Origin of the sequence: Sporocytophaga myxococcoides DSM 11118 (assembly GCF_000426725.1) — a bacterium.
Taxonomy (GTDB): domain Bacteria; phylum Bacteroidota; class Bacteroidia; order Cytophagales; family Cytophagaceae; genus Sporocytophaga; species Sporocytophaga myxococcoides.
Window position 1 is genome coordinate 242,190 of the sequence record NZ_KE384560.1, and the last position, 19,064, is coordinate 261,253.

The 19,064-nt window shown below is 37.9% G+C and carries 4 protein-coding genes; all 4 read left to right on the plus strand.

Annotated elements, in window-relative coordinates:
- Positions 1-32: 32 nt before the first annotated feature.
- The gene (locus K350_RS0119335; protein WP_028981299.1) at positions 33-749 is read left to right on the plus strand and encodes an SRPBCC family protein; all 717 of its coding nucleotides are present in this window, start codon (positions 33-35) and stop codon (positions 747-749) included.
- Positions 750-1,024: 275 nt separating this feature from the next.
- On the plus strand, positions 1,025-1,957 hold the full coding sequence (locus K350_RS0119340) for a chorismate transformation FkbO/Hyg5 family protein (RefSeq protein WP_028981300.1): 933 nt from the start codon (positions 1,025-1,027) through the stop codon (positions 1,955-1,957).
- A 39-nt stretch (positions 1,958-1,996) separates the two neighbouring features.
- Positions 1,997-12,760 (plus strand): SDR family NAD(P)-dependent oxidoreductase, encoded by a 10,764-nt coding sequence (locus K350_RS29580; RefSeq protein ID WP_051313368.1) that lies wholly within the window; start codon positions 1,997-1,999, stop codon positions 12,758-12,760.
- A 61-nt stretch (positions 12,761-12,821) separates the two neighbouring features.
- Entirely contained in the window at positions 12,822-19,061 is a 6,240-nt protein-coding gene (locus K350_RS32755; RefSeq protein ID WP_028981301.1) for a polyketide synthase, read from the plus strand.
- The last annotated feature ends 3 nt before the right edge of the window (positions 19,062-19,064 follow it).

Genomic DNA, 19,064 nt, shown 5'->3' on the forward strand with positions numbered 1-19,064 from the left:
TTTCAAGAGTTAGGAAGATAAAAACTAGTACCATGACAGAAAATAAACCGAAGAGATTTAAAAAGGTATTAAGGATCTCATCTATAGTAATATTAAGTATCACCTTCATTTCAATCATAGCACATTTTGTTTGGTTGAACACCGGCTCCAATCAATGGAAGCTGGTGAAGGAAGAGGATGGTATTAAAATTTGGAGTATGAAGACTCCCGGGAACTGCCTGTTAAAGTGTAGAGCAAATTTCCGTGTTCAATGTACAATGGCTGGTTTAGTTAAGATAATTGAAGATACTAAGTCATGGTCGGATATTGGTATGGATAGTTCAAAAATAACAGTGCTGGACCCAATAACTGCTCCGGGCTATTACAGTGCTTTTGTAGGTTTCAAACAAGATATGCCATTCCCTTTTGCAGATAGAGAGATTTTTACTTTTATGCAACGCTTTCAAAATTCACAAAGCAAAAAGGTAGAAGTAAATGTAATGGCAGCTCCGAATAAGATCCCTCCAAGTGAAGGCTATATACGTATTGAGCACATGCATAACAATTATTCGTTTACTCCATTAGCAAACGGGGAGATCGAAGTTGATTTCAAAAATGAATTTGATCTCGGAGGGTCCGTACCTTACGTTCTCAAAAATATTGGAGCAGCACCTATGCTTTATCAGATGATGGCAGACTTGAAAAGAATAATGAAAATGGAGAAGTATAAAAATGCTAAGGTGGCGTATATAAAAGAATTTGATGAATAGATAATTCTTAGTTCTTGTTATTTTTTTCACTAACTATTTTCAGCGTATCCGGTGGTTATTAATAAAACCATTCAAGAACCTCTTTGAATCCTTCTGAAAACATCTTGATAAGCATATACAAGCTGCTATTCGGGGCAAAAACTTAAATGCATTTTGATAAAAAATTTCTCGAGCGAAACTTTCAATATGACTTGTTTCAATTGATCAGCATATATGAATATCAACTGTAATTCTTTACAAAAGTTTAAAATCTTTCAATAAAAAATATTTTTAAAATGGAAACAATTAATAAGAATTTGTTTGAATTAACTCACTGTGGTGACAGCATGGTTGATGCTTTGTTTTCAGATCGTCCAGAAGACGTTAAGGAATACAAAAAGGGTAGAATCACATTTCGTAAGTCTGAAGAAGGTATTTATGGGACACTGCAACCACAAATAATTCCTGAGACAGATGGAAGTCCTAATGGGCACCAACTTGAGATAATAACGTTTTCACTGTACAAAGAAATGTTTGATTTCCTTTCTCTTTATCCTGGATTCCAGTTTGTGAGAATCTGGAATTATGTGCCATTGATTGTACAGAATATGGATCAATCGGCTCCTGATATTGAAGTCTACAGATGCTTTAATGCTGGTAGGTATAAAGCATTTCAAGAACGATATGGTGAAGATATGGAGGATTGGCAAATCCCTGCTGCATCAGCTGTTGGAGCACTCGATAATTTTCTTTCTATTGAATTTTTCGCTTCTGATGCACCTAGTTTATTTTTTGAAAATAAACTTCAGATTCCTGCCTATCAGTATTCACTGAAGTATGGGAAACTTCCTCCTGTATTCTCCAGAGGAAGTGTATGTGAGTTGAAAAATGAAACATTGCTTTTCATCTCTGGAACTGCCAGCGTTGTTAATGAAGATACTGCCTTTGCTGATAATATTGTTGCTCAGATTAAGCAAACATTTAAAAACATTCACATGCTTATCAATGGCTCAAATCTTAAAGGCTATGGATTAGATTATGAATTCGGATTTGATGATCTGATTTTCTTAAGGGTTTACTATAAGTATGAAAAAGACAAAGCACTTATTGAATCTGAGGTTAACAAAGTAGCACCAGATACTTGCAGGATATCTTATGTAAATACTGATATATGCAGAAAAGAACTAGTTCTGGAGATTGAAGGAATTTGTAGCAAAAAAACAAAGTAAAATACCCGGTAATATAAACATCAAAAAGAGGAGTTGTCCATGAAAAGAGGTGAGCTGAAAAATATTCTTGATATTCCTACCGAATCATTTTTAGAACTCTGCGAAAATCATTTCCCAGAAAAGAAACTATTCATTTTTGAAAAAGGGAATGTTGCTGCTGATTTCCTTACTGGTAAAATGTTGGCTCATAAGGCGACAATCCTTGGGAATATTTTACAAATGAAATTAGCTTCGCAAGAGAAGGCACTTGTTATTATGCCTCAAGGACTGGAATATATTTATTCCTTGCTGGCATGCTTTTATGCAAATGTGGTGGCAGTACCTATTCCTGTTTCTGATGTTTTAAGAGCGGATGAGGTAATCGATAAGGTCACTTCTATTCTGAAAGACTCTCAGGCTAAATGCATTATTACCGATGCCAATTCTCAGGAATTTCTAAAAGGTCAAGCTGAGTTCAATTCAATTGAAATATTGAATGCTCATGATCTGGCCCCAATTGATGCGGCTGATTGTCAAGAGAGGTCTCAGCTACCCAGTGATACAGCGATTTTACTTTATACTTCCGGATCTACTTCCAAGCCTAAAGGAGTGATGATAAGCCACTACAACTTAAAGGTCCGAGCTTTGGTCTCTGCCAATCAATGGCAAATGAATCATGAAAGTTGCATAGTAACATGGCTGCCACAATACCATAGCTTTGCACAGGATTTGAATATCTTCTCTCCACTGCTAAAAGGCGCAACAAGTGTTATTCAAACCCCAGGCAATTTTGTCAAGAATCCACAGGATTGGTTAATGGCAATTAGTCGCTATAAAGCTTCACACACAGGAGCTCCAAACTTTGCCTTTGATTATTGCTGTAATTCAATTGATGGTAACACTCTTAAAGGTATTTCATTGGAATCACTGCAATTTATTCTAAGCGGTGGAGAACCGATTCACACACAATCTTGCGAAAATTTTTATAATAAGTTCCAATCGCTTGGACTTAAGAAGAATGTTTTCGCACCAATATATGGCTTATCCGAAATGGGTACAGTTGTGACAAAGACACCTGGAAAGCCAATGCAGATCATTTCTTTAGATGCCGCCAGTCTTCAGCATGGAAGGGTTAAAATTTCAGATTTTAAGGATAAAGCAAAATCATTTACAAGTTGTGGTGAGATTGGTACAGAGGTCGAAATACAAATTGTACATCCAGAAAATCATATACCTTGTTCAATAGAAGAAGTTGGTGAGATTTGGATTAAATCTCCAGCTATCGGACAAGGGTATTTTAATAGAAAGAAAGAAACGGAAGATACATTTGGCGCAAGTCTGAAGGGCAATCCCAATGAAAAATTTTTACGAACCGGAGACTTAGGATTTATTAAAAATAGGCAGCTTTATATTGTTGGTCGGGAAAAAGAGGTCATCATTATTCATGGAAAGAATTATCATCCTGTTGATATTGAATGGACAATTAAAATTAACCTTCCATATCTAATTTTGCCTATCGCTGTCTTCTCTTGTGAAATAGATCAGGAAGAACGTGTAATTGTAGTTCAAGAAATTGAAAGCGAGCAAAGTGAAGCAGATTATAAAAGAATTGCAAAAGAGATCTTGAGTGCCGTTTCACACTCCCATCAGTTGAAGGTTTACGATATTGCCCTGTTGCGGAAAGGTGGCATTCCCCGCACAGGCAGTGGAAAAATTCGAAGAAAAGAATGCTGCAACGACTATGTCAATCAGCATCTTGATCTTCTTTACAAGTACAGGAAACAAAATGCAGAAACATCAATAGGAGCTCAGGAGAAAGCTTCACCTGCTAATAAGGACTTTCTGGAAACATTGAAGAAAGAGGTCTTTGCAAAAGTACTTCACAATGATATTGATAGATTGGATGAAGCTAAGTCATTTAATGAACTCGGGCTGAACTCCATTCAATACATTCAGGTGGCAAAACGGATTGAGGAGTTTTTTAATATTGAGTTCAATCCTGTTATGTTATATGAATATAAAGATTTTACTGCTTTAAGTGACTACATATTCATTCAAAAAAGAGATTTGCAGGATCCCTATACACCTCAAATTAATACAGAAGAAAACACTGAAAACGATCCTTTAAATAATGGTGATAATGAAATTGCCATAATTGGTATAAGTTGTCATTTCCCCGGAGATGCAACTGATGTAGATTCTTTTTGGAATAACTTAATGCAACAAAAGGATTGCATTAGCCCAATTTCAAATAGACCGAGTATCATTAAGGATTATGAAAAATCCCGAGGGAATGGAGAAAATTCATTGCCTAAATGGGGTGGATTTATAAAGGATGTAGATGCATTTGATGCTCCGTTTTTCCATATTTCTACATTGGAAGCTGAAAGTATGGATCCTCAGCAAAGAAAAGTACTGGAGCTTACCTGGAGCGTTATTGAAGATGGAGGATATAATCCTCGTCAAATGTCTGATAAGCAAATAGGTTTGTTTGTCGGCGTTCATACCAATGATTATGCTGAGTTGGTTTCCCGTCAACCTGGACTTATGGAGACTTATGGGGCTTTTCTTGATTCAGGGCTTCATATAAGCATGATCGCAAATCGTGTCTCTCGTCTGTTAGATTTCCATGGTCCAAGTGAAGTAATTAATACAGCTTGTTCAAGTTCTCTAGTAGCCGTGCATCACGCAGTAGAAGCTATATCAAAAGGAGAATGCAATTTAGCTATAGCAGGAGGAGTTAATCTACTTCTTGCTTCACGAGTTTATTGTGCTACAAATAAAGGCGGCATGTTATCTGATGATGGTCGCTGCAAGACTTTTGATCAGAGTGCTAATGGATTTGTTCGGGCAGAAGGTTATGGAGCAATACTGTTGAAGCCAGTCAGTCAGGCAAAGGCTGACGGGGATACAATTTATGGTGTAATCAAAGCTGCTGAAATTAATCATGATGGACAATCCAACTCTTTGCGCGCTCCGAATCTTGCAGCTCAAAAACAACTTATTAAAACTGCTTACAAGAAGTCAAATATACCAACCTGGAGTGTGGGTTATATTGAAACCCATGGAACAGGCACTGCATTAGGCGATCCGATCGAAATACAAGCCCTTAAGGATGCCTTTCAGGAATTGGGAGATAAGGAAAGTGGGGAATATTGTGCTCTTGGATCTGTTAAAACAAACATTGGGCATTGCGAATCGGCAGCAGGAATAGCAGGACTAATCAAAGTATTGTTATCCATCAGACATAAAACGATTCCAGGAGTACTTCATTTTAAACAACTCAATCCATATATAACATTACAAAACAGTCCGTTTTATGTTGCTGATAAGCATTATGAGTGGAATCGATTTAAAAATTCAGACGGTGCAGAATTGCCATTAAGAGCAGGGGTCAGCTCATTTGGCTTTGGAGGATCGAATGCGCATGTGATTATTGAGGAGTATATATCTGAGAAAACAGATGCGGCAATACTTCCAATAAATACAAATGAGCCTGTTATGATCGTATTATCTGCCAGGAATAATGAACGTTTGAAAGATCAGGCCCAAAGCTTATTGAATTGGCTGGGTAAGCAGGAAACAAGTGGTGATTTAATAAATGTCGCATATACCTTACAGACAGGTAGAGAAGCGATGGATGAACGATTAGGGATTGTAGCTCAATCAGTTCAGGAGCTTAAAGAGAAACTGCTGGAATTTATTGAAGGGAAAGAAGAAATAAAAAACCTATATCGTGGACAGGTAGCTCGTGGAAAAAATGCACTGGCTGAATTTGTGGTGGATGAGGATATAGCTGACGCTATAGAATCTTGGGTTGAGAAGAAAAAATATGGAAAGCTTTTGGACTTATGGGTGAAGGGTTTTGTTTTTGACTGGAGCAAGCTATATAGTAATGTAAATCCTCGTCGTATATCATTACCAACTTATCCATTTGCCAAAGTACGTTATTGGATAACAGAATCAAATATTCAAGAGGCTTCTTATGAAGATAAAGTAACCAGGCTTCATCCGTTAGTACATGCCAATACTTCTAGCTTAGCCGAACAGTGCTTTAGTTCAGTATTCAGCGGGGATGAATTTTTCCTTAAAGACCATAAATTAAAAATTGATGGTCAGCCCGAACAGAAAGTCTTGCCGGGAGTGGCTTATCTTGAAATGGCGCGGGTTGCGATAGAGCAATCTATGCCAAGACAATCTGAATCAACTATTATAGAGTTACGAAATACAGTATGGATACAACCTGTTATAGTGACAGCGAATAGTCAGGTCAAAATAGCCTTGTATCCAAATGTTTCTGATAATGGCTTAAGTGAAGAGATAGAATATGAAATTTATACTCAGGATGATGAGCAAAGAATAGTTCATTGTCAAGGTCAAGCTGTATTTGTGAATAGACCAGCGATAACTGAAATAAACATAGAACTTCTCAAAGGCAAGATTGGATATGATTCATTAGATGTCTCCAGGTTGTATGCGGCCTTTACCCAAATGGGTATTCTCTATGGGCCATCTCATCGGGGAATAATATCTGTTAACAAAGGAGACAATCAAGTACTTGCCCTGCTTCGTTTACCGAGTGTAGTAGAAGCAACTCAAAAAAGTTATCTGCTGCATCCAAGTTTAATGGATAGTGCATTACAAGTTTCTGTTTGCTTAGCAGAAGATCTTAATAAATTGGGTAATAATCCCCCAATGCCATTCGCATTAGAATCTATACAGATCATGTCAGCATGTCCGGCAGAAGTATTAGTTTGGGTGCGATATGCGTCAGACAGCAAGCCTGAAGATTCTGTTCGTAAATACGATGTTGACCTTTGTGATCTGAATGGAAAAGTATGCGTCAGGATGAATGGATTTTCCACACGAATTGCAGAAAGCGGGCTTGGAGGTGTTAACAAGAAACCTTTGGTTCAGCAGCAAATGGTGATAAAAGATGGTTTACAGCATTTAATACCGGTTTGGAATCCATTGTTTATTGAGGCACTTACAAAGACTATTCTTCCTGAATCTTTAGAAATACTTCTGCTAGGAGGAAATGAAGGACAGCTGAGCTGGGTGAAGAAATCCTATCCAAAAGCTCGCCTTGTGCAATTGTCTACAGGGGCATCTATTGAAATGATTAAAGCAAAACTAAAGGGAATATCTTTTGACCATTTACTTTGGATTGCACCAGATGTTACTCCTGGAAATGATCAAATTAATGAGGCTGATGTAAATATAATAGATAAGCAAGAAGATGGTGTATTAGCAGTATTCAGAATTATAAAAGCCTTATTACAGCTAGGATATGCAGAAAAGGAGCTTTATTGGACAATCATTACTGGTAAAACGCAGAAAGTCAGAGATGATGATGCAATTAGACCTACTCATGCAGGGATATTTGGACTAGTGGGCAGTTTGGCGAAAGAGTATCTCCATTGGAATATACGGTTGCTTGATTTGAAATCACTTCAAGCTGTGTCTTCTGAAGAATGTCTGTCACTACCTTGGGATAAAGAAGGAAATGGTTTTGCACACAGAAATGGGGAATGGTTTACACAGGAGTTAGCGCATTCGGGAACTGTTCCGCTAGTAAATTCTGCATACAAGCAAAGAGGTATATATGTTGTTATTGGAGGTGCAGGTGGAGTAGGAGAAGTATGGAGCAAGTTTATGATCGAACGATACCAGGCTAGAATTATCTGGATTGGAAGGCAAGAATATAATTCTTCAATAGAAGATAAAATCAGGTCATTAAGCTTGTTGGGCGATGCGCCTCTTTATGTATCTGCTGATGCCACAAAGTTTGAAGCATTAGAGGAGGCATTGGAAATGATCCTTAAAGTTCATCCAAAGATTGATGGAGTTGTCCATTCTGCAATTGTGCTGCAAGATCAGAGCATCACCCAGATGGATGAGTCCAGATTCAGATCCAGTCTATCAGCCAAAGTTGACATAAGTGTAAACATGGAAAAGGTGTTTGGTCGTCAGGATCTCGACTTTATGGTTTTCTTTTCTTCTCTGATGTCCTTTAATAAATCTGCTGGCCAATCCAATTATGCTGCAGGCTGCACATTCAAGGACAGTTATGCACTTCACATGCAACATACTCATGCCTATCCGATAAAAATTGTGAACTGGGGATATTGGGGGATGACAGGTATAGTTACGGATGAGACCTATAGGAAGCGAATGATTCAAAAGGGAATTGGATCAATTGAATCTGAGGAAGGTATGGAAGCCTTGCAAAATATGGTTGGTTCTGAAGTGAGTCAGATGGTATTACATAAAACCCTCGACACACAGGCCCTTGAAGATCTCAAAGTTTCGGAATCAGTAATCTACTATACTACATCAACAACTCTTGACTTATCAGAAGCTAGAGTGATTATAGATAAACCATCCATAAATTCTAATGGCCTGAAGTCAGGGATGTTTACAGCAGAAATGGAAGCTTTGATATCAGAAATTTTGATATCTAGTTTGGTTTCGCTGGGACTATTCAAAGGTGGAATTTCTAAAATAAGTGAGTTACCTTCAGAAAAGCGGCCTGCTCCTTTTTATGATAAATGGCTGGTGTCCACCATAGATCATTTACAACAATTAGGCTTATTAAATGCGAATTTGACTGTTAATAAAATCAAAAAGCTTGAGGAGGTTTGGGTGGAGTGGGAAAGCAAAAAATCTGGATGGATTGCTAATCCAGATCTTAAGGCTCATATAGTCTTATTGGAAGCATGCCTAAAAGCACTACCAAATATCTTGAGTGGCAAACAACCTGCGACAGACGTTATGTTCCCGAATTCTTCCATGGAATTGGTAGAAGGGATTTACAAGAAGAACATAGTTGCAGATTATTACAATCAGGTGCTGGCAGAAACACTGAGGGCATGCATTAAACAAAAGTACCAAGTAGACAAAGGGAGCAAATTCCGTATTCTTGAAATCGGGGCTGGTACAGGAGGTACAACAGCAAGATTATTACCAATGTTAAAAGAGTTTGGTGATTTTGTTGAAGAGTATTGTTACACGGATCTATCAAAGGCTTTTTTACTTCATGCGGAAGAACATTATCAACCTCAGTTTCCAGCCTTGACTACTGCATTATTTGATATTTCCAAACCTTTATCACAACAGTCGCAAACAATTCAAGCGGATCATTATGATTTGGTAATTGCTACCAATGTGTTGCATGCAACAAATAATATCAGAAAGACTTTGCGAAATGCAAAGGCAGTATTAAAAAATCATGGTGTTATTTTGCTTAATGAAATAAGCACATGGTCGCTGTTTACCCACCTTACCTTTGGATTGCTTGACGGATGGTGGTTGTATGAGGATGCAGCATTACGCTTGCCAGGTAGCCCTGCGTTGACATCAGAGAAATGGCTGGAAGTTTTGTATGGAGAAGGATTTAAATCAACATTCTTTCCAGCTGCGGATGTTCATGGATTTGGTCAGCAGATCATAGCTGCAACCAGCGATGGTGTGGTAAGACAACAGATCAATATTCAACAACCAAAACCTGTAATTATTCATAATAAACCTACCTTAGCTAACATAACAGAGGTAGTAAAAATAAAGAAAGATTCTGGCAGCCATTCTGAATCATTGAGAGATAAGTGTATTCCTTATTTTCAAAAGTTGGTTGCGGAGACTTTGAGAATGAGTCCTGGACAGATAAAACCATATCAGCCACTCTCGGAATATGGCCTCGATTCCATTTTGGTTGTTCAGCTTACTAATAAACTTCGGAAAATATTCCCTGATATTACGAGCACTTTGTTTTTTGAAGTGCAGACTGTCGATGGGTTAGTAGATTATTTTATAGAAAACAAAAAAGATATATTACTTGAAATAACTTCCAGTGCAATTAATACTGTTGAATCTCTGAAGGTATCAAAACCTGCTGGGGAGATTAATGTGCAAGAACACAAGGTTGTTGTAGAAGCAAAATCAACACAGGTATTGAGGAGAGGTCGTCAGCATTCTTTCCCGATGGCTCAGACTACAAAATTCACGCCATCGATTTTTGATGTTGCAATTGTAGGTGTAAGCGGAAGATATCCTCAATCAAAGAACCTGAATGAATTCTGGTTGAATTTATCGAAGGGATTAAACTGTATTTCTGAAATCCCTAAAGACCGTTGGAATTGGGAAGATTATTTTGATCCGGAGAAAGGAAAGCCTGGGAAAATTTATACTAAGTGGGGTGGCTTCATAAATGACATAGACAAATTTGACCCATTGTTTTTTAAAATTTCTCCCAAAGAGGCGAAACGTATGGATCCTCAGGAAAGATTATTCCTGGAAGCCGCTTACCATGCAATAGAAGATGCTGGTTATACTCCTGAGAATTTAGGTGATATTGAGAAAATCGGTGTATTTGCAGGTGTCATGAATGCAAGGTATACAGCTCAACCTTTTCATTATTCTATCGCCAACAGAGTATCATATATTTTAAATTTCCAAGGTCCTTCTTTAGCAGTAGATACCGCATGCTCAGCCTCCCTAACAGCTATTCACATGGCCTTGGAAAGCATGTATAGTGGTTTGACCACTTGTGCAATTGCAGGAGGTGTCAATCTGATTATAGATCCAGTGCATTATACAGGTCTGTCAGAAATGACCATGTTATCGACAAGCAATCAATGCAAAGCATTTGGTGATCAGGCTGATGGGTTTGTCGACTCTGAAGGTGTTGGGGTTGTTATTCTAAAACCTTTACATCAGGCAGAAAAGGATGGAGATCATATATATGGAGTCATAAAAGGAAGTGCTATCAATGCAGGTGGAAGGACAAACGGATATACAGTTCCGAATCCTAAAGCTCAGGCTGCAGTGGTCTCCAAAGCTTTGGAACGCTCCAACATGGTTGCAGAAGAGATTAGTTACATTGAAGCACATGGGACAGGCACAGCGCTGGGAGATCCTATCGAGATTTCCAGCTTAACCCGTAGTTTTAAAGAGACCACAAATAAAAATCAGTTTTGTTCTATAGGATCTGTAAAATCAAACATTGGTCATGGTGAATCAGCTGCAGGTATTGCCGGATTAACCAAGGTATTACTTCAGTTTAAGTATCAGGAACTAGTTCCTTCACTTCATTCCAATGTCCCTAATCCGGAGATTGATTTCAGTCAGACTCCGTTTAAAGTGCAGAAGAGTTTGGAGAAATGGCAGCGCCCATTACAAAATAAAAACGGAATTATCAAGGAGATACCACGTACTGCTGGAATTTCATCATTCGGAGCAGGTGGAGCAAATGCTCACCTAATAGTTCAGGAGTATATCTCATCAAAAGGAACAAGTCATTCTAATGTTTCCAATGAAAAGAATGATAAGGTCTTCATTCCTCTGTCTGCGAGGACATCAGAACAATTAAAGCAAAAGGCTTATGATTTAGCAGAGTATATTCGTGATTCTAAAAAGAACCTTCAATTAGACTCAGTGGCATATACTTTACAAATTGGAAGGGTTGATATGGATGAGAGGGTTGGATTTATGGTCTCCACTGCAGATGAATTGTTGATCAAACTTCAGGCATATCTAAATGGCGAACAGGATATTGAAAATATGTATCATGGACAAGTTAAAGGTAACAAAGATACTTTGTCCTTATTTAGCACTGATTCTGATCTAAGAGATGCAATTGATAAATGGATAGCAGGTGGAAAGTATTCAAAATTATTTGATCTATGGGTTAAAGGATTGAATCTGGATTGGAGTAAGTTTTACGGAGAAAGCAAGCCGGAGCGTATCAGTCTTCCTACCTATCCGTTTGCAAGAGAACGTTACTGGATTGATACGGAAGATACACTGCAACAGGTTACCAAGGCTGTTGCATCTGCCGTTATTCATCCTTTGTTACAGGTGAATACTTCAGATTTATTGCAGCAAAGCTACCGCTCAACTTTTAATGGTAAAGAATTTTTCTTTGAGGATTGTAAAGCAAACACTGCTGAATGTGCAGCTCAAAAAAATCTTTTGCCCTCAGTATATTTGGAAATGGCGAGGGTGGCAATAGAAAAAGCAATGCCTCATGGATTGGAATCAAGGACTATGGAACTGCATAATATAGCTTGGGGAGAACCATTTGTTGCTGCAGATAACAAAGAAGTTACTATAACATTGTTTGCAAAAGAGATGCATCAGGTTGACTTTGAAATTTACAGTCATGATAATAAAGAAGAAATCATCCACTGTCAGGGCCAAGCTATTATCCTTGCAAAGCAGACAGCACATATCCTTGGTGTAAAGCAAAGAACTAACGGATCTTCGACAATGATTCAGTTGCCTAACAGATTGGAAAATAATCTTAGCGAATATGTTTTGCATCCAATCCTGATGAATAGTGCCTTAAAAGAAGCAAATGATTTCATAAGAAGTTCTTCTAAAAATATTAATCAGACATCATGCCTTTTTGCTTTAGATTCACTTTACATACTAGGCAATTGTGATAAAGAAATGTTTGTTTGCGTCGGATATTCTCAAGACAATGCTACTGATGATACAATGATCAAACTTGATATTGACCTTTGTGATCAACAAGGTGATATATGTGTAGCTATGCGAGGCCTCACATACCAAAGAGACTTACTTAATGGATTAGAAAATGTTCAGAAGCAGATAATGTCATCATTGAATCTTCCAACTCCTAAATCAATTCAGCTAGCGTCAAAGGAAATCTCTTTCAATATTCAACAAGAAAAATTGAACAAGCAGGTACAATTAAATGAACTAGCCAGTAATTTATTAGTTGCTTTGAACGAATTAGCACCAAAGGAAATTGAGCCTGCTTCCGCAAGCAAAGCGTCAGTTACTCTTTCAGATATTTTTTAGAAAATGCTCCATGCAGGAATGCAAATAGTTTAGCTTTTGAAACTTCTTTACGAGAAAGAATATGACTTTTGAACCATCAAACCAAGATAGCAATGTAAATACACCACCTTTAGTCGACTTATCTGATTTAGGAGATGGCGTATATTCAATTAGAATAAAAGCCCCTAATAACAATACACTTTCGCGGGATTTAATAGAGCAGTTGAAAGAGCTGATTGGTTCAGTGCAAAATAAACCATCGGTTAAAGCACTAATCCTTAATGGTACGCCTGCTGGCTTTTTGACAGGTGATAGAAGAGCATATAATCTTGCCATTGAGCACAAATTATTTCAATCGATTGTGTCAATTCCATTTCCAGTTATAGCAGCAATGCAAGGGGATGCGACAGGTACAGGTTTTCTGTTTGGAGCGTTGTGTGACTTTATGATCTGCAGTACAAATGGAAACTACTATTATACAAGTTGGCAAGACGGAATATTTCCAACATTAACAGAATATCAACTATTTGAGGAACGTTTCGGAAAGCTCTTAGCGGCAGATTTTTTATATGCCTCGGAATTTTCAAAAGGGAACCAACTCAAAGGAAAAGGATGGGCATGTCCAATTCTCCCGTCTGATCAGGTTGAGGCTTATGCTCAGCAATTGGCTGCAAATCTCGCTACAAAATCTGAAGAGTCTCTTCGTCTGTTGAAGCAACATTTGTCAAGATTCATTGTCAAGAAGACTGAGGGATTGACTCTTGTTGATCCATTAGTCAATAATAGTAAACAAAAGATGGCTCAGGAGAAGATTACCTCTCCTGCTAAATATATAGAATTGGAGTACCATGGAAATGTTTTGGTCATAACAATGTGCGCTGAAGGAAAAGAATATGGCGTTAAAGCATTAGTTGCAGATTTAAGGAATATATTTAATCAGGTTAATAAGACTTCGCATTATAAATCTATTGTTCTTACTAGTGGGCATACTGATTTTATACCAGGAACAGGATCGGAGGTTGCAGTTAATGAAGTTCTGGACTTACAAAATCTTATTTTGGAAAGCTCAATTCCAATCATTGCAATCTTGAATTCAAATGCAAATGGTGTTGCATGGTTTGTAAGTTTGTTTTGTGATGCCTGCATTTATAACACAAATGCTAATTACTCTGCCAAAGGAATCTTTCAGAACGCAGAGCTTTCCAAGCAAGCAGGAATTATCTTTTCAAAGCATTTTGGTAATTATTCTGGAAAAGAAATATTAATAACTGCTAAAGATTATTCTGGCTTAGAACTACAGAAGATTGCTGGAGTTACCAGGGCTTCCAATAATGACGATACCTTAAATGCGGCTTTGCAACTTGGAGAATATTGGAGTAAGTATCCATTGGAAACCTTGACGAGGTGGAAAAAGGAGAATGCAATTGATATTCGGGAGAAGATTAAAAAGCTACCTGCATGGTCTGAACCTAAAGAGGTGGACAGTGAATTGCTTCCAGCTTCACCTTCTATAATATCTCTTAAGTCAAAGGTTATAACTGCAACAGCTCATCCTGAAGGTATACTTGTTGTGAAAATGGAAGATCGTGAAGCGAAGAATATGTTTTCCGGAGCTTTCATAGAAGGGATGAACGAAGTGTTTGAACATTTAGAAAAATCCACAACCTATAAAGCCGTCGTTCTCATTGGCTATGATAATTATTTTGCTTCGGGGGGAACAAAGGAAAATTTACTTGATATTCATGAAGGAAAATCAAAATTTACCGATAATAGAATTTTTCAAATTGCATTGACATGCAGGATACCTGTAATTGCAGCTATGCAAGGCCATGGTATTGGAGGGGGGTGGAATCTTGGAATGTTTGCTGATTTGGTTCTCTTTAGTGAGGAAAGCAAATATTTTAGTCCGTATATGAATTACGGATTTACTCCGGGAGCAGGTGCTACTTTTATTTATCCTGAGAAAATCGGATATGATCTGACAAGAGAAACTTTGCTCACTGCTCAAGAATATTCTGGCAAAGAGTTAAAGGAAAGAGGCCTTGTAATGCCTGTAGTAATGAGAGAGCAGGTATATCAGGCGAGTATGGACATAGCAAGAAATATCGCAACTAGATCCAGAAGCAGCTTAATAGCATTGAAGCAACAGTTAAACAATCATCTTTTTGCTCCACTTGAGGAAACTTATAAACTTGAACTCTCGATGCATCAGAAAACCTTTGTTGGACATGTTGATACATTAAAGCAGATTGAAGAGAATTTTATTCAAGAACAGGCTTCTCAGAATTCTCCGATTAGTGTTGCTGAAAAGACTATACCGCAAGAAATAACTATCTTATCTTTAAATGCAAACACTGCTAATCTTCATGAGGTTAGGGCTAGCATTAAAAATATCCTTGCTAATGAATTGCACATGCAAGAGCATGATATTGACGATAATACTCAGTTTGTTGACCTTGGGTTGGATTCTATCACAGGAGTTACTTTCATTCGTAAAATCAATGAAAAATATAAAACAAGGATAGATGCAATTAAAGTTTATAGCTATCCGACTTTATCAAAATTAAGTCGCTTTGTAAAAGATGAGATAGCTAAAGTGGGTGCATTACCCGATAATCCTGAAGTTCATTCAACTGCTACTAAGGCCACTCAGACTAAACCACAAGTCTTCCTAGCAACTGATGGGCCCTCAACTTCAGCTAAGTTGACCGAAATTACCTCAACTGTTAAAAGACTGCTGGCGGAAGAATTGCATATGCAAGAGCATGGAATTGACGAAAATATGCAATTCGTTGATCTGGGTCTTGACTCTATTACAGGAGTGACTTTAGTACGCAAGATCAATGATAGATTTAAAACGAAGATAGATGCGATTAAAGTCTATAGCTATCCAACGCTGACTAAGCTATGTCGCTTTGTAAAGGAGGAGGTTGAAAAGAAAGGGGCATTGCCTGGAAAGACGGAGCAAACAGTGTCAGGTCCTAATGCTCAGAACTCCCGCAATCAACAGAAGGTTAAGTTAGTTAATGATGACATATCTCCAAGACAGGATAATTTACCTGAAGTTACAGCAAGTATAAAAAGGCTTTTGTCTGGAGAGTTGCACATGCAAGAGCATGAAATAGATGAGAATGTTCAGTTTGTTGATCTTGGTCTGGACTCTATTACAGGAGTTACCTTCATTCGCAAGATCAATGAAAAGTATAAAACGAAGATAGATGCAATTAAGGTTTATAGCTATCCAACCATCTCGAAACTTGGTCGATTTGTAAAAGAGGAAGCTGAACGCATAGGTACACTGTCTAATGAGCCTATCATTAGCAAAACGACTACACCAGTTAATATTTCCCCAATTGAGAAGAATATAGAGGCTCCAAAAGTTGCAACAAGAAAGCTTGTTTCCTGGAGAAGCAATAAGCCTGCATTAAGAATTAAAGCTGAAGGAACACGTCAGTCAAATCAATTGCAGCCAATAGCGGTGATTGGGATGGCGGGTCAATTTCCTATGGCAAACAATCTCGATGAGTTTTGGCAGAATATTTCTCAGGGTAGAAACTGTATCAGTGAAATTTCTCCAAAACGCTGGGATATTGATAACTATTATCAAAAGGGTGAAGCTAAGCCCGGGAAAACAAACAGTAAATGGACTGGAGCCCTGGAAGAGTATGATCTGTTTGATCCATTGTTTTTTAATATATCTCCAACAGAAGCGGAGAGTATGGATCCTCAGCAGCGTGTTTTTTTACAAACTTGCTGGCATACGATAGAAAATGCTGGATATAATCCTCAGAAGCTTTCAGGCTCAAAATGCGGAGTATTTGTGGGCTGTGGCCAGGGAGACTATCGCTTGTTGTCAAAAGACCTGCCAATCAGCGCTATGGGTTTTACAGGTAGTGATACTTCTATTTTAGCTGGAAGAGTCTCTTACTTTTTAAACTTACAAGGTCCGAGTTTATCCCTCGAAACTGCTTGCTCTTCTTCATTGGTTGCCATTGCCAATGCCTGTGATAGCTTGACTTCAGGAAATAGCGATCTTGCTCTTGCAGGAGGTGTTTATATCATGACAGGACCTGAGGTGCATATAAAATGCGCTCAAATGGGAATGTTATCGCAGGATGGAAAGTGTCATACATTTGATCAAAGTGCAAATGGATTTGTTCCAGGGGAAGGCGTAGGAGTGGTAATGTTAAAAAGACTTGCAGATGCTGAAAGGGATCAGGATATGATCCTGGGTGTCATTCAAGGTTGGGGTGTTAATCAGGATGGTAAAACTAATGGTATCACAGCGCCTAACTCAGAATCACAAACCCGTCTTGAGCAAGAAGTATATGATAAATTTCAGATTGATCCTGAACAAATACAATTGATAGAGGCGCATGGTACAGGTACCAAATTAGGAGACCCTATTGAGGTGGATGCTTTAAAGCAGGCCTTTAATAAATACACCCAGAAAAAAGAATACTGTGCTTTAGGCTCAGTGAAAAGTAACATTGGTCATTGTTTAACCGCAGCAGGAGTAGCAAGCTTTATTAAAGTAATTCAGTCATTGAATCATAAGAAACTTCCTCCAACAATTAATTATAATAATTTGAATGAGCATATTTCTTTAAGTGATAGCCCTTTTTATGTCAATGACAGGTTGCTCGATTGGAAGGTTGGAAATGCGGAGAAGCGTCAGGCTGCAATAAGTGCCTTCGGTTTTAGCGGAACAAATGCTCATATAGTGTTAGCGGAATATTTGTCTCCAGTAGGGAATTCATCTATTTCAGTTAGATCTCAGAATGGAAATGTTATTATCCCTTTGTCGGCGAGAAATGAAGAACAACTAAAGAAAAAGGCTATTGATCTCTTGGAATTTATTCAAAAAGAGCAGTCACTTGATCTGAACAGTTTAGCTTATACTTTGCAGGTTGGAAGAGAAGAGATGGATGAGCGTTTAGGTTATATTGTAGGTTCCTTATCTGAGCTAGCTCAAAAACTCAAAGCATATATTTATAATGAAAAAAATATAGCGGGTGCTTATTTAGGAAAAGTTACTGGAAATAAGTCTGGTTTAAAAGCCATCATTCAGGATGAATCAACGAAGGAAGTCATTGTTGAAAAGTATATCGCTCAAAAGAACTTACCAGATTTACTGAACTTATGGACTAAAGGTTTGGAGTTTGATTGGAATAAATTATATGGAAATAGAAAACCACAACGTATAGCAGCTCCAGTTTATCCATTTGCCAAGGAAAGATATTGGATTGATTCTTTAGAGCAGCCACCTTTATCAACAAAAGAAGTATTGAGATTTGCTCTACACCCTTTGCTGCATAGCAATACTTCAAATTTTCGAGAACAAAGCTATACTTCAGTATTTACTGGTAACGAGTCGTTCTTAAGAGATCATCAAGTGAATGGGCAAAAGGTCCTTCCTGGGGTGGCATATCTTGAAATGGCCAGAGCGGCCATAGAAGATGCAATGCCTGTTAAATCAACATCAAGTATGTTGGAGTTGCAAAATACAGTTTGGTTACAACCAATATTGGTCGATCATGAGAAGGAAGTAACCATAGCTTTGTTTGCAAGTGAAATGAAAAGTGGTCAGCAAGAGAGAATCGACTTTGAAGTCTATACTAAAGACGGAGATCAGGAGATACTTCATTGTCAGGGTCAGGCAGTTTTTATCAAAAAAACGATTTCTGGCAAACTTGATATAGGCCATCTAAAAAAGCAAATGCAACGTGAGGTTTTAGAGTCTACAAGTATATATGAAGTATTTACGAGAATGGGATTTACTTATGGACCGGCACATCAGGGTGTATCACATATTAACATAGGGGATAAACAATTACTTGCGTATTTAAATTTGCCAACAGTGGTTGAAGTGGATCAGAATGATTATCATTTGCATCCGAGCCTGATGGATAGTGCCTTGCAATCCTCAATTGGTCTAATGACTAATCTTAAAGAAGGACTTAATAAACCAATATTGCCATTTGCTTTAGATTCTTTACAGATTATTTCATCATGTGCAAATGAGATGATTGCCTGGGTTCGCTATTCATCGGGCAGCAGCCCTGAAGATAAAATAATGAAACTTGATATAGATCTATGTGATCTGCAAGGGAATATTTGCGCCCAGTTAAAAGGATTCAAATCAAGGGTTTTAGAAAATGATAACAAATCCGACAAGAATTACAGAACAGAAAGTATAATCAACAATCAAGGGAGTTCAATTACAACTAGCAGTACTTTTGATGACTCCTATTATCAGAAGGTTATGGAAGGTATTTTAAATAATGAAGTTTCTATTGATGAAGCAGTCAATTTAGGATAGAGG

Bases quoted from the DNA above. Each gene is read 5' to 3' on its own strand.
- K350_RS0119335 (WP_028981299.1), top strand. From the start codon at position 33: ATGACAGAAAATAAACCGAAGAGATTTAAAAAGGTATTAAGGATCTCA.
- K350_RS0119340 (WP_028981300.1), top strand. From the start codon at position 1,025: ATGGAAACAATTAATAAGAATTTGTTTGAATTAACTCACTGTGGTGAC.
- K350_RS29580 (WP_051313368.1), top strand. From the start codon at position 1,997: ATGAAAAGAGGTGAGCTGAAAAATATTCTTGATATTCCTACCGAATCA.
- K350_RS32755 (WP_028981301.1), top strand. From the start codon at position 12,822: ATGACTTTTGAACCATCAAACCAAGATAGCAATGTAAATACACCACCT.